Below are 14,607 nucleotides of genomic sequence, written 5' to 3'. Positions count from 1 at the left end.
TCAATTCGCGATTGAAGTTGGCGTTATTAAAGCATCTCTTCTACCCAGCTCAAGACGGCTTCTGTCAGCGCAAACTGACGAACGTCATTGAGCATAGTGGTATCAAAATTATGAGTAAAAGCAAATGACAACTGGCGCTCAGGGTCGCACCAAGCAACCGATCCGTTATATCCCATATGCCCAAATCCTGATAATGCAGGACTCATTCTCTTATCCGTATCATCGTTGTTAGCATACAAGCTGAATAATCTATGGTAGCCCAATCGCCATTTCATAGCCGCTGGCATAACCGCATCTAAACCCTCAACCTGCGGCGTAGATAACTGCTCAAAAGTAGCACTATCAATCAGCGTCTTTCCTTGCCATATACCACCATTAGCAAGCATCGCATAAATCGTTGCCAGTGCTTTAGCGGAAGCGACACCATTTGCCGCTGGAATGACCGCCTGTAATGTTTGACGCTTATGATAATCAAGGGCATGTTTGCCAGCAGGTATCAGCGCCGCCTTATAGTTTTTTAGATTAAGCTGACTGGTATTGAAATATAAGCTATTAATACGCGCCGTATTCAATACAGGTTGTACGTTATCAGTATCAGAGCTATCTAGATTTTCATCAAGGCTGTCATCAAGGCTACTTTGCGTCTCAGCTGCACGTTTGTCATTTAGCATTTTCTGTTGCCAGTAATGATAACTAGGTAAGCTTGCATAAGTACGTAAAGTCTCTTGAGAGTCTACTTTTAAGGTCGGTTTTTGACGTCTCGATTTTAATTGAGAACTCGTATCCTCTGTTTCTTCAAAATCTTTGGCTAATTTTGCCACCTGATCTACTTTGCTATCTGGCACACCAAAATAGCAGCTGTCGGCGATACCCAGAGGCTCTGTTAGATACTGGCGCAGTGCTTCAGAGAACGATAGATTCGTGACCGCCTCTACTACGCCGCCCAATACCCAACCGTAGACCAATGCACTATAAGCGCTGTCATACTTAGTAGCATCTTCGGGAGAGGTAATAGGCATCGCTGCAATGTGGCGCAGCATCGTATCCCAATCAAGTACCGTCTCGCTATCGACATCAATACTTTGAATCGAAAACAAATCGGCTTGATGTGACATGACTTGTCGCAACGTAATTTGGTCTTTGCCGTTTGCAGCAAATTCTGGCCAGTAATGGGCAATAGGTTTGTCATATTCGATCAGTTGCTGCGAAACCAGCACATGAACCAATGTTGCCAGTACCCCTTTACCGGTAGAAAAATTAATAGCCAACGTATCAGGCTGCCACGACATATCAGAGCGTGCCATACCTGTACTGGCTTGTGCTATACACTGACCTGCTTGATACACGGCTACAGCCCCGCCAGCAGGTGCATCATCAAGCTGTAAATCTGTCAGTAATTGCTGTAATTTTTTTTGAAAGTCAGCGTTTATGGGTGTATTAGAATTTTCTGTATTATGATCCATTATTATTACCTTGCTCCAGTGATATAAATTATTCTAGTTTTAAGATGATAGTAATACATAAGCTATAGTCAAAGAAGTCTAAAACGCATACAAGGTAGCCGATTACAGATTGCACAAGTATTTCTTTGACTATATAAAATATTTGAACCAGTATAAATGAATTGTGAGCCAATAAAAAAGGCCACCTATTGGTCGCCTTTTTTATTATTTATTTCGATGTTATTTTTAGAGTTTACCAACGTCTAAGACAGCACTAATATTCAACGCCACAAATCTAGTTAACGCGGTACTAGCAAACGATTATGAACTTCTTGTTCAAGCTTGGTCAAACCATGACTGCGACCACGCTCCATCGCTGTATCCATCTTACGTCCACGCAACCATCCTGCCCGCAGCGCTATTGCAGCTCCTACTCTATTACCCGACCCACAGTGCATAGCGATTTTTTTGCCATGGTGCTGGCGTAATACATTATCAAACGCCAATATCTTAAGCTGCTTTAGCTCTTTAGCACCGCTGATAGGCAGCTGTTCGTAGTGCATACCTGCTTGCTCAACTGCTGATGCCTCATCAAAGCTTAACTCGTCATCAGGCTGCAAGTTGATGACCAGCTCGACACCCGCTTTCGCTAAAGCCGCAACTTTTTCGTCATCTAATGCACCGCACACGATAGTGTTTGCATCTGGACGAAAATAAGGCTCAAAGATATCGGCCAAATCAACGCCATTATCGGCACTAACATAAATGTTAGTGCCGCTATCGTTAGCAGCGGCCGTATCAGTCGTCATCGAGCTATCTGTTTGATCTACGTCTATCGCGTTTTCTTCTGAAGGCATGTTTTGTGAAGTCATAATAATAAATATGTACGTTAAATATGGCTGTTAAAATAGAAGCTTTAAGATGTTTATGCTACTTGCTGTCACTCTTTAAGGTTACAACACCCGCCAAATGCAGTTTATTGTTTTTAGAGCTATACAGTCCAAACTCACAAGTATCATCTACGTTTGTAAGCTGGGCTACTGGCTCAGCAATCAGCTCTACTTCAGCTGGCAAAAAGATAGGCAGCTTAAATGAGACGTCAATTGTATAAGTATCAGGCAAGTCACCCATTAGAGCAAGGCACTTAGCCTTTGACCACATACCATGTGCAATCGCTTTAGGAAAACCAAACGCACGTGCTGATAGCGGATGCAAATGAATCAAGTTAAAATCGCCTGAGACAAAAGCATAACGACGACCGATATCTTCTGGCACTTCAAAAATGCTATGAACACCTGCTTCGTTTACTTCAGGCTTGACCATGACCGGACGCGGAGCGCTCTTCTTATCTTTACTGCTAGGTTTCTTGCTACGTGATAAATAAGTCGATGTACCTTCCCAGATGACTTCATCTTCTGACTTTACGATAGTGACAAAGTCAAACTGCTGACCTTGAGCATGATCACGCAGGTTATCAAAAGTGACCGACATTGCTACCGTTTCACGCTCTCCAATCGGGCGATACTGGGTGACGCTATTATCAACGTGGACAAGACCTAACATGGCAAATGGGAATGGCTCTTTGACCATCATGTTCATCTGCAGCGTCTGTGACAATACCGAGAAGTAAGTCGCTGGCACTTTACCATCATCAGCAAAACCGCAAATTTTGCGATAGTCATCTAGATTTTCTTGATCGATATGCAAGTCATCTACATAGTAAGTAGATTGTGGCAACTGGTCTCTACTGACCTTGCCACCATTACCGATAGGCAATAAGCTTTTGACAATATTGGCATAAGTGGTGTGCGCTTTTGGCAACGCATCATAATGTTTGTCTGACATAAGTACATCCTAAGTGTGGCTTGAACAAGTTCTTTAACGTTTATAAAGACAGTCTGCAGTCATTGACTAAAGCCTACTATTAAATCATCTAATAAGCATTAAATTTAATCAACCTCATGAGTATCTTTAATAGCAAAAAATAGTTTGGCTATTGGTTCTTGTGTTTTTATCATAAAAAAGCCACCCTTGGGCAGCTTTATTACACTTTATCAAAGATTATTTCGTAAGCATATGTGATACAAACGAGAAATAATAGCTTATATGATACAACTACTGTCTCTATCTGTACCTTATTTCTCACATATACCTGTCAATTAATCAACATTACGCACCAAGTAAGCTTTGACCACAGACGCGAACCGTGTTGCCATTTAGACCGCCAGAGGCAGGTGAAGCGAACCATGCAATAGTTTCAGCCACATCTACTGGCAGGCCGCCTTGGCTCATTGAATTCATGCGGCGACCAGCTTCACGAATAGCAAATGGAATGGCTTCTGTCATTTGGGTTTCGATGAAACCAGGAGCGACTGCATTGATCGTCATGCCTTTAGCATTGTCTTCTAATTGCTTGGCAGTTGCGTTAACCAAACCAATCACACCAGCTTTAGAAGTGGCATAGTTGGTCTGACCCATGTTGCCAGCGATACCTGAAATTGACGACACACATACGATACGTGCGTTTTCTTTCAGTACGTCATTGTCCAACAAGTAGCGGTTCAATCTAGCGATACTGCCCAAGTTGATATCGATGACCATGTTCCACTTTTTCTCATCCATCTTAGCCAACGTCTTATCACGAGTCACGCCAGCATTATGGATGATTGAATCTAGACCACCACGTTTTTGAGCAGCGTCAGCGATTTCTGCACCAGCATCTTCACTAGTGATATCTACCGTCAAAGCAGAACCACTGATTTCGCTAGCAACTTTTTGTAAGTCAGCTTGCTGCTGTGGTACATCTAGACAGATCACGTGAGCCCCTTCACGAGCCAGTACACGAGCGATAGCTTCGCCAATACCGCGACTTGCGCCAGTCACTAGCATAGTTTTGCCGCCCAAAGGCTGGTTCCAATCAACATCGACTGAGCTGCCTTTACTGACACGTACTACTTGTCCTGATACATAAGCTGAACGAGCTGAGGTAAAAAAGCGTAAGGTTGAATCTAGGTTTTGCTCTGCGCCTTCTTCAACATAAATCAGCTGCGCTGTGATACCGCGCTTAAACTCTTTACCCACTGACTTCACAAAACCCTCAAGCGAGCGTTGAGCCATTGCTGTTTCAATATCAGTGATGTTCTCTGGCGTACGACCCACCACAACCACACGGCCTGATTTTTCTACGCGGCGTGCAACTGTATGGAAAAACTCATAAAGCTCTTTTAGCTGTTCAGCATTGCTAATATTACTGGCATCAAAAAGCAGTACTTTGAATTGATCATCGCCGCCCGTGTTGGCTTTTGCCTCGACGCCTGCATCAGCAAGTGCGTCTTTGATATCATCACTGCTGTTTACATATACTTCGGCATGGACATCTGAGAGGATACGGGCAACAGACTCACTGACACTCTTGTCATCACCAGTAGCACGGCCAACCAATACGCTACCACGCACCAAACGCTCACCGCTTTCGAAACGATCAAGCGTCGTTGGCATTGGCAAACCTAAGTTTTTTGCTACTTTTTTGCCAATAGCAGATTGAACAAAATCACCATAACGGTCTGACATAATATAATCCTTATAATTAATGATTCGTATAATAATAAAAAATGCAATGAATCTATTATATAGAGACATTGACATCGTAATTATTTAAATTTAGTAAATCGCCTCAAAACTAGCCTAACTATACACTTCCCTTATAAACAAGTCCAAAAACAGATAATGTCTACAACAATCTGTAAACAAGTCAGTATACAAGCCAGTCGTTTTTAGCAGCATTAAGCGCCACTATAACATGTTAAAATCTGACCTATAGGTTATGGCATACTTAATTATTGATAACAATATATTATCAAACGTACTGTTATGCAATGCTAATATTTCTTACTAGTCAGCTATTAGAGCGATGCGTCATGGTCATGAATCTACTACCGACCTCATACAAGCGTCACATAGTTTGCTAAAGAGATACATTAAGTGAATAAAAAACGCCTTATGATAAACAGCTGTATTGCGTAATAAATGATAATATTTGCTTGTATAAAATAACTTAACTATTTTTTATTGTTACCTATCACTTTTTACTTCTACCTATACTTTTTAAGGATAATATTATGAGTAATAAAAACAATCATCCAGATAGCCCTGTTGTTGAAAGTACGGTTGTTAAAGCAACGGATACAAAATCAGATACAGCAAAAAAAGAAACCGCTGCAAAAAATACCTCGACTAAAGACGCTAGTGCTAAAGAAACTACTAGCAAAAAAGCGGTCGATGAAAAAGTAGAAACCACTGCTGCCAAAAAACCTGCTCCAGCTAAAAAAGTCAGCGAAACCAAACCAGCTTCGAATCTGAATCGTGTTGCTATTTTAGGTGGTAACCGTACTCCATTTGCGCGCTCAAATGGAACATACGCTGATGTTAGCAACACAGACATGCTAACCGCTGCATTGGACGGTTTGATTGAGCGTTATAACCTACAAGGCGAAACCGTAGGTGAAGTGGTATCTGGCGCAGTTATGAAACTTAGCCGTGATATCAACCTTACTCGTGAAGCCACATTGAATACTGCGCTAAACCCACATACGCCAACTTATGATATCTCACAAGCTTGCGGTACTGGCTTACAAGCGACATTTGCTTCTGCTAACAAGATTGCACTTGGTCTGATCGATTCGGCAATCACTGGCGGTGTAGATACTACTTCTGACGCTCCTATCGCTGTCGGCGATGGCTTGCGTAAAGTACTGATCAAACTTGGTGCAGCAAAAGACAACAAACAACGTCTAAAAGCACTAATGGGTCTCAATCCAAAAGACTTAATCGACTCACCACAAAACGGTGAGCCACGTACTGGCCTATCAATGGGCGATCACCAAGCGATTACCACGCTTGAGTGGAATATCAGCCGTGAAGCGCAGGATGAGCTTGCATTTAACAGTCATCAAAACCTAGCACGCGCTTATGACGAAGGTTTCTTTGACGACTTGATCACGCCATACAAAGGCCTAACTCGTGATAACAACTTGCGTCCAGATACTACATTAGAAAAACTGGGTAAATTAAAGCCAGTTTTTGGTAGAAAAAATGCCAATCCAACGATGACAGCTGCCAACTCTACGCCGCTTACTGATGGTGCTTCTTGTGTACTACTAGGTACTGATGAGTGGGCAAAAGAGCACGGTCTAAAACCACTTGCTTATATCGTCCATCAAGAAACCGCAGCGGTAGATTTCATTGGTAAATCTGGTACCACAGAAGGCTTACTAATGGCACCAGCTTATGCGGTACCACGTATGCTTGAGCGCGCTGGTCTGACTCTACAAGACTTTGATTTTTATGAGATTCATGAAGCCTTTGCTTCACAAGTACTATCAACCTTAGCTGCTTGGGAAGATGAGAAATTCTGTGAAGAGCGCTTAGGCTTAGATGCCCCGCTAGGTTCTATCGATCGTAGCAAATTAAACGTAAACGGTTCATCACTAGCGGCAGGTCATCCATTTGCAGCAACTGGTGGTCGTATTCTAGCCACTGCTGCTAAATTATTGGATCAAAAAGGTTCAGGCCGTGCACTTATCTCTATCTGCGCAGCAGGTGGTCAAGGCGTGACTTGTATCCTAGAAAAATAAGCTTGGTCACTTTTAAGTGAAAAAGATACGCTGACTTATTACTTTGATCAGTACATATCTATCAATAAAAAATGCCCTTTAATTTATTTAAAGGGCATTTTTTATTGTCTGTACTTTGCTATGATAGAAACGACCTAGATAGTAGCCTCTTAAAAAAGCCGATACGCAAAACAAAGGTAATATTTATGGGTAAGACAAAAATTTTATTAAGAAAAATGAGGCAAGTCATTTTTGGCTCTGAAAAACTGGTGATGACAGAACCGCTTGCAACCGCTGATTTTCAATCTCTAACGACTGAGGAGGATGTAGATCGGTACCATCAGGAACAAGCCATTCTTACTGAACGCATTGAAAAAGACATTCTTGATGATGATTTACGTCGAAAAATGCACCAAGACTTAATCGATACATATGATGAAGAACTAGAAAATGAAATAGATGACTATGCACGTGACTTTCGTTTTAACGGACGTGAGATGAGCGAGCAAGAAAAACTGGATCGACGCACCTACTTTCAAGAGTTGGTACGACTACAGCGAGAACTGATAAAACTACAAGATTGGGTCGTTGATCGCGGTGAACGTATTGTCGTTATTTTTGAAGGGCGGGATTCTGCTGGTAAAGGTGGTGCCATTAAACGCATTACCCAACGATTGAACCCACGCGTGTGCAGGGTAGCTGCCCTGCCGGCTCCCACTGAGCGTGAGCAAACACAGTGGTACTTCCAACGTTACGTGGCCCACTTGCCTGCAGCAGGCGAAATCGTATTGTTTGACCGTAGTTGGTACAACCGCGGAGGCGTTGAGCGTGTCATGGGGTTTTGTACTGACGCGCAATATGAGGAATTTTTTCAATCAGTACCAGAATTTGAGCGTATGCTCGTACGCTCAGGCATTCGCTTAGTAAAATACTGGTTTTCTATCACTGATGATGAGCAACATGCTCGATTTATGAGCCGAATATATGATCCGCTTAAGCAGTGGAAACTCTCACCAATGGACCTACAGTCGCGCCGACGCTGGGAAGATTACACCAAAGCAAAAGAAACCATGTTTGAGCGCACTCATATTCCTGAAGCACCCTGGTGGGTTGTCGAAGGCAATAATAAAAAACGTGCTAGGCTGAACTGTATTGCCCATTTGCTCGACCAAATCCCTTACAAAGAAGTGCCTCGTGACGAAATTGAGTTACCCAATCGCAAACGCGATGATGAGTATTACCGTGAACCTATTCCCGATGATATGTATGTACCGCCTCGTTATTAAGCGACTAACGCCTACTACTATAAAAAATTAAAGAAACTTGATCGAAAAAAGCAGCCTTACTAATTAATAAGGCTGCTTTTTTATATTAATAAGTTAAAAATCACAGCCAAACTCATCAAAGATACAGGTGTGATTTCTAGATACTACCTAGTTATTAATAGATACTACATAGTATAAGTCGATTGCAAGCTATCGATTTTTCCCGCTAGCAAGCGCTCAACTTCATTCTTGATTCTTTGGCCAGAGACATCATTACCAATTTGCACAGCAAACCCTGCAGGTCGACTGCCCTGACTCTTAGAGTTAATCCAAACAACCTTACCATTCATTGGTAGGCGCTCACTAGAGTTGGGTAGCGTGATAGCGATAAACACCTCATCACCCAATTGCTGAGATTTGTCAGATGGTACAAACAAAGCGCCATTACTGACAAAAGATAAATAGCTGGCATATAACATTTCGATACTTTCATAATGACAGGTTAAAATCCCGCCACGTCCTGGCATTGCCATAGTCAGCTTCCTTCATCAACTGGGTTTAATATGTGTATATAAATAATTGATAGTATATAGTTAAGAACAATTGTAAATTTTCGAGCACTAATTAAATGCTCAAGCATGGCTCTATAAGCTTGCCAACTCTTGCATTAGCTTATCATAGGCAAATTTTTCTTGCACATTTTGTTGCAGTGCGATTTTGGTCTGCTGCACACTGTTAGCAAATGCCTCTAACCCGCTATCAGCAGGCTGACAAGTAGCCAATACCGTTGATAGATTGACATCCTTTTGTAGTTCACTCAGCCCCAAACAGACACGGCGTATATCAAGGAGCATCAGCTCAGATAACTGTATAAACTCTTTAATATTAAGCTGACTTTGCCAATAATCACTCGCCGCCACACCACTACGTTTACCGCTACGTAGCGCCTGCCATGTGGTCAGCCATAGGCTGCGCTTGCTATACCATGGTGCTTGCGCTAAGGCGATAGCAGCTAACGGCGCACCATTGGCCAGTTGTATCAACTGCTCAATCGCAGCGGTACCGACGGCTTCGCGGTTAATCGTATGACCTAGCGCCTGCGTCACATAATCGACAGCAACAGTCGGCTCAATTGTCTGTAATGCTAACTGTTGCACACGACTCTTAATCGTTGGCAATAGTTGAGCAGGCGTATCACTAATCAAAAACAGATGCACCTGCGCTTGCGGTTCTTCCAATGTCTTAAGCAGCGCATTAGCAGCGGCCACCGTCATTTTTTCAGCGTGATCTAATACACAGATGCGCATCCCTTGCCCGCCTTGATAAATAAAAGGCTGCAAAGCACGAATATCATCTACTTTGATCTTAAGTGCGCTATTGCTAGTAGCTTTAGCGCCTTTTTTATCTTTTGCGCTATTTGATTTTTCTTGAAGCGCATCGCTTTCGGCACTGATAGGCATACTAACGAGTGGTAATACTTGCAAGCTCGGATGAGTTCCCGATTTGAGCCACTGACAGCTCTCACACACTTCACAAGCACCTAGTGGATGTGCGCCACGCTCACGGCATAATAGCCAAGCGACCAATCGCCATATAAAGGCGCGTTTGCCCATACCTTGCATACCAGCAGCAAGCAATGCATGCGGCAAGGACTGCTGCTTAAGTACGCGCTCGGTCAACTGTAACCACAGTACTTTTTGCCATGGCAATAGTGGCGCAAAATACATACGGTCTGTGTTATCTAGTGCGTCCATATTTCCTGTCAAATTATTCATGGTTATGGCTCTGTCACATTGATTAGGTACTTTAGGTATAGCTACGACAACGATACTTTAGCGTTGTATGAAGCTTAGAATCGCACGCAACTTTGCTCAGACTATTACTTAGTAGGGTTTTGAAAGTTATCTAAGCTCATCGCGTTCAGACGGTCTAGATCTTCTTGTGTATCGACACCTGCTGGTAGCTGACAGGCAGCTTCTGCGATGGCGATATGCTGACCATTTTCTAAAACACGTAATTGCTCTAAGCTTTCGAGTATCTCAAGTGGCGTTTGTGGCCAGTTTACGAACTGCTGCAATAGACTGACACGATAAGCGTATAAACCCAAATGGCGATAGGCGTTCTTTGGTGATTGCATCTGATTATTATCAGCTAGTACAACGTCACGGTCACAAGGAATCGGTGCGCGGCTAAAATAGAGCGCACGCTGTAAGTTATTAGCAGATTGGCTGACCACTTTTACTACCGATGGTCTTTGGAACGTATCATAGTCATCGATAGGCTCACAGAGTGTGGCCATCACGCTATCCTCATCCGCTACCAAAAGCGCCTGTACTTGCTCCAAAAGCAATGGCGGTACAAGGGGCTCATCGCCTTGCATATTCACCACAATATCGTGGTCAGCCCAACCTTTGATAGCTGCTACCTCTGCCAAACGATCCGTCCCTGAAGCATGCTCACTACTGGTCATAACCACATCAAAACCTGCATCGGTGCAAACTTTTGCAATTTGCTCATCATCAGTCGCTATACACATGTCATCAGCAAAACTTGCTGTCTGCGCTTTTTCTGCTACCCAAAGTATCATTGGCTTACCATGAATAGTTAGCAATGGCTTACCAGGTAAACGCGTACTCTTAAAACGCGCAGGAATCACGATATGGGTTTTGGCGGGCGTGGTGGCGAACGACATGGCGTATTCCTATAAAAATTATACGGCGATTTAAAACATTAGCTGATATTTATAATAAGGCTGACGTGTTCATATCATGGTCGATACGAATCCCTAGTGCCTTTAGCTGCTCATCTAGATTATGATAACTATTCTCTGATAATACAGCCGTCACTGGTAACACCCATAGTCTACTGACAAGTTCTACATACTCATCACTGAGTGCTTGTGTCGCTGTATAGTCTGCCAATAATGCGCTGATTTTTACCGCATCTTTACTGGTTACGATGATAGGATAGTCACCATATTGTAAAAGCTCAGCCAAACTAAAATCATAGTGATCAGGGTAAGGATGCCCTATGACCTCAAAGCCAATAGATTCCAAGGTATCAAAAAACCGCTGTGGATAGCCGATACCACTAACAGCATGGACGCGGCTATTATTAGTAGGTTTAACACTATTTAGTTGAGCTGTGCTCGATGTATGACTCCATAGGCGCTGTAACTCAGCTGGTTGCAAATGCATGGTCAAACGGTCAGTAGACTGTATCTTATTACCACCTCTAGAAGTCTGAGTTAAATGCGTACTTGGCTTTTCATGATAAATAACATTTGCACCCTCTAATCGTGACATCGGCTCACGCAAAAAACCCGTTGGTAATAGCTGCTTATTGCCAAACCCACGGGCAGCATCTACCACAATCCATTCGATATCGCGCTGTAGTGCATAATGCTGCAAACCATCATCTGCAATAATCAATTGCAAATCAGGCTCTGCCTTTAATAGAGTAGCAATCGCTTGCTGGCGATCGGGGCACACTGCTATAGCAGTGCCTGTCATATGAGCAATCAAGCACGGCTCATCCCCGACTATATGGGGTAAGCTGGTAGCACTAACCAATGCAGGCATTTGACTCGTATCACCGCCATACCCACGACTGATTATCCCTACCTTTACGCCTTTTTTCTGTAAGTAGCTAACCAGAGCAATAATCAGCGGCGTCTTACCACTACCGCCCACACTGATATTACCAATGACCATCACGGGAATAGGTGCTCGATAGCTTGATAGTAGGCCAGCCTTATAAGCTTGACGACGCAACAAGGTAATGAAACCGTATAACCAACTGATAGGCAGCAACAACCACAACCAAACAGCTTGACGTTGCCATGCGCGGGTGACTGTCGTCTCAATACTCATTAATCAATATCGCTTATCTTATTGGTTCATGGCTGCGTGAAAATTGGCTAAAAACTTATGAACTGACTACTCGAAATCTCGAGCATACATTTGCGCATAGTGGCCTTGCAGCTGCATTAGCTCATTATGCGTTCCTAATTCAACAATCTGACCGCCATCCATCACAGCAATACGATCAGCTGATTCGATAGTCGTCAATCGATGGGCAATGACCAACGTGGTGCGGTCTTTCATCACATTATCGAGCGCTTGCTGGATATAATATTCAGACTCATTATCAAGCGCGCTAGTAGCTTCATCTAAAATTAGAATCGGTGCATCTTTTAATAGTGCACGAGCAATAGATAATCGCTGACGCTGACCACCAGATAGTTGCAACCCTTCAGCACCAATTTCGCTTTGATAACCGTTTGGCATTTTCATAATAAAGTCATGAGCGAAGGCATCTTTTGCGGCTCGTTCAACCTCAGCTTGAGTCTTGTCAGCTAGGCTGCCGTAAGCAATATTATTAAATACGGTGGTATTAAACAATACTACCTGCTGGTTCACCATTGCAATCTGGGCACGCAGACTCTCTAACTTAATGTCTTCAATTGGCATACCATCTAATGTGATTTGCCCTGAAGACGTCTCTAGAGTACGTGTTAATAAATTGACCAATGACGACTTGCCCGCACCACTTCGCCCTACTAATGCAACTGTCTCACCTGCTTTTATATTCAAGGTAAAGTCACGTAGAGCCACCGTCGAATCTGGATATACCAAGCTGATATTGCCTAACGACATTTGCCCTGATAGCGCTTTACTGATTGTGCCTGTGTCTTCTTCTTCTGGCTCATCAAGTAGCGCAAAAATCGACTCACCAGCAGCCAGCCCTTTTTGTAGCTTCTGATTAATATCAGTCAGCGAACGTACTGGCTTACTCAATAAACCTGCTGCTGCAATGTAAGAGATGAACTCACCTGCTGAAATATCATCTATTACTGCAGGTCGCAACGCAAGCCAGACGACAACGGCCATCGCAACCGCCATCAACAGCTGTACGGCTGGCGTATTAATACTATTGGTAACAACCACCTTCATACCTTGGCGTAAGTTTTTCTTGGATGTTTTGTCAAAACGTGCTGACTCGTATGATTGACCACCGTAGTTTTTGACCACTTGATAGCCGCCGATGACTTCATTGGTAATGTGACTGACATTACCCATCGTCTCTTGGATACCTTTTGAGAGCTTAAGATAGCGCTTTGATGCAATGCGCACCAGCCATAGTATTGGTGGCAGTACCACAAATAGAATAAGCGTTAGACGCCAATTGCTATAAAACAAAAAACCAATCAACGCGACAACGGTCAAACCATCACGCAGCAAGGTCTTCATTGAGTCTGTACTGGCAGCCGTGACCTGTTCAACATCAAATATCAATTTCGATGAAATCGTACCGGCTGGATTGGCCAAATAAAATGAACTAGGCAAGCGCAGTAATTTATTGAAAACTTCTACACGTAGCTCATAGACTAAGTTGCGTGAGACCAATGCAGAGTAATAGTTACCCAAAAAACTACCAACCCCGCGCACAAAGAATAGCAATATAATCAATAGTGGAAATAAGGTTTGTTTGCTTCGATCATTCTGATTGATAGCATCAGTAATATATTGCAGAAGCTTGGCAGTCCAAATCTCTGTCCCTGCATTAATTGCAAAACCTAAAGCCGTCAATAGCAATGCCCACCAGTAAGGCTTTAAATACCTTAATAAGCGTAATAGTGTCTTACTCTTAGGCGTAATGGGCGATACTGCCGATGCATTTTTATCAGAAGATTTTTTAGAGTCAGGTAAATAAGCTTGGCTCATAAAAGCCTCAATTTGGGTATCGTGGTATGAATGGGCTGTGTGTCACACAGTTTTATGATGATAAGGCTATATATTTTATTGCGGCAGCGTTTGGCCAAGTGGCACCACTGTACTGATGTTTAAATTCAAAAATCCGAGCTTTCCAGCGATATCCATCACTCGTACCACAGACTGATGGGTCGCATTGGCATCCGCTGCAATGACAAATAGCATATCGCGATTGCTGCCCGCCTCTTGCTGCAACATACTGGTCAGTTCAGCCTCATTGCTACTAGCAAGTGTAATACCGTTGACCAAATAGCTACCATCCTCTTGCACAGCTACTTCGATACTGTTGTTTTGCTCTGTCAGTGCAACACCTTCCGCTTCCGGAAGAATAATATTTAAACGACTAAAGTGATTGAATGAGGTAGCAAGTAATAAAAATACAATCAAAAACAGTAAACAATCAATCATCGGTGTTAGATTAATTTCAAGTGGTTCAACCGTTGGTTTTCTAAAACGCATATCAATCTCTTTAATTCAGCTACCATTTATAGGCTTAAGATTTCTATTCTTTAAA

General features: G+C 42.9%; 12 protein-coding genes. 2 read left to right on the top strand and 10 right to left on the bottom strand.

Features of this window, described 5'->3' with window-relative positions; genetic code table 11:
• Positions 1-26: 26 nt before the first annotated feature.
• From QL886_RS04610 to QL886_RS04595, 4 genes are all read right to left on the bottom strand, one after another.
• Positions 27-1,463, bottom strand: coding sequence for a serine hydrolase domain-containing protein (locus QL886_RS04610; protein WP_290177789.1), 1,437 nt, complete (start codon positions 1,461-1,463; stop codon positions 27-29).
• 278 nt (positions 1,464-1,741) lie between these two features.
• Complete coding sequence (locus tag QL886_RS04605; protein WP_290177912.1) at positions 1,742-2,251, bottom strand: sulfur transferase domain-containing protein; 510 nt, start codon at positions 2,249-2,251, stop codon at positions 1,742-1,744.
• A gap of 121 nt (positions 2,252-2,372) precedes the next feature.
• A complete protein-coding gene (locus QL886_RS04600; protein ID WP_290177788.1) occupies positions 2,373-3,287 on the bottom strand; it encodes a MaoC/PaaZ C-terminal domain-containing protein in 915 nt (304 codons plus the stop codon).
• A 324-nt stretch (positions 3,288-3,611) separates the two neighbouring features.
• Positions 3,612-5,012 carry a 3-oxoacyl-ACP reductase gene (locus QL886_RS04595; RefSeq protein ID WP_290177787.1) on the bottom strand — a complete coding sequence of 467 codons (1,401 nt, stop codon included), beginning with the start codon at positions 5,010-5,012 and terminating at the stop codon, positions 3,612-3,614.
• Between the two features lie 548 nt (positions 5,013-5,560).
• Here QL886_RS04595 and QL886_RS04590 point away from each other — a divergent pair.
• Both QL886_RS04590 and ppk2 read left to right on the top strand, forming a co-directional pair.
• Positions 5,561-7,075, top strand: coding sequence for an acetyl-CoA C-acetyltransferase (locus QL886_RS04590; protein ID WP_290177786.1), 1,515 nt, complete (start codon positions 5,561-5,563; stop codon positions 7,073-7,075).
• 185 nt (positions 7,076-7,260) lie between these two features.
• Positions 7,261-8,340, top strand: a complete 1,080-nt coding sequence (gene ppk2 / locus QL886_RS04585; RefSeq protein ID WP_238053100.1) for a polyphosphate kinase 2 — start codon at positions 7,261-7,263, stop codon at positions 8,338-8,340.
• 164 nt (positions 8,341-8,504) lie between these two features.
• Here ppk2 and QL886_RS04580 read toward each other — a convergent pair whose 3' ends face one another.
• From QL886_RS04580 to QL886_RS04555, 6 genes are all read right to left on the bottom strand, one after another.
• Positions 8,505-8,852 carry a PilZ domain-containing protein gene (locus QL886_RS04580; RefSeq protein WP_102090942.1) on the bottom strand — a complete coding sequence of 116 codons (348 nt, stop codon included), beginning with the start codon at positions 8,850-8,852 and terminating at the stop codon, positions 8,505-8,507.
• A gap of 111 nt (positions 8,853-8,963) precedes the next feature.
• Positions 8,964-10,094 (bottom strand): DNA polymerase III subunit delta', encoded by a 1,131-nt coding sequence (locus QL886_RS04575; RefSeq protein ID WP_290177785.1) that lies wholly within the window; start codon positions 10,092-10,094, stop codon positions 8,964-8,966.
• A 104-nt stretch (positions 10,095-10,198) separates the two neighbouring features.
• Positions 10,199-11,011 carry a 3-deoxy-manno-octulosonate cytidylyltransferase gene (gene kdsB, locus QL886_RS04570; protein WP_290177784.1) on the bottom strand — a complete coding sequence of 271 codons (813 nt, stop codon included), beginning with the start codon at positions 11,009-11,011 and terminating at the stop codon, positions 10,199-10,201.
• A 49-nt stretch (positions 11,012-11,060) separates the two neighbouring features.
• On the bottom strand, positions 11,061-12,191 hold the full coding sequence (gene lpxK, locus QL886_RS04565; RefSeq protein WP_290177783.1) for a tetraacyldisaccharide 4'-kinase: 1,131 nt from the start codon (positions 12,189-12,191) through the stop codon (positions 11,061-11,063).
• 66 nt (positions 12,192-12,257) lie between these two features.
• A complete protein-coding gene (gene msbA / locus QL886_RS04560; protein WP_290177782.1) occupies positions 12,258-14,045 on the bottom strand; it encodes a lipid A export permease/ATP-binding protein MsbA in 1,788 nt (595 codons plus the stop codon).
• Positions 14,046-14,120: 75 nt separating this feature from the next.
• Positions 14,121-14,552: a biopolymer transporter ExbD gene (locus tag QL886_RS04555; protein ID WP_057759437.1), complete on the bottom strand. Its 432-nt coding sequence runs from the start codon at positions 14,550-14,552 to the stop codon at positions 14,121-14,123.
• Between the last annotated feature and the right edge of the window lie 55 nt (positions 14,553-14,607).

It is taken from the genome of Psychrobacter sp. APC 3281 (assembly GCF_030407815.1).
Taxonomy (GTDB): Bacteria; Pseudomonadota; Gammaproteobacteria; order Pseudomonadales; family Moraxellaceae; genus Psychrobacter.
Note: the sequence above shows the minus strand (reverse complement) of the source record. Positions and strands in the feature narration are given on the sequence as shown.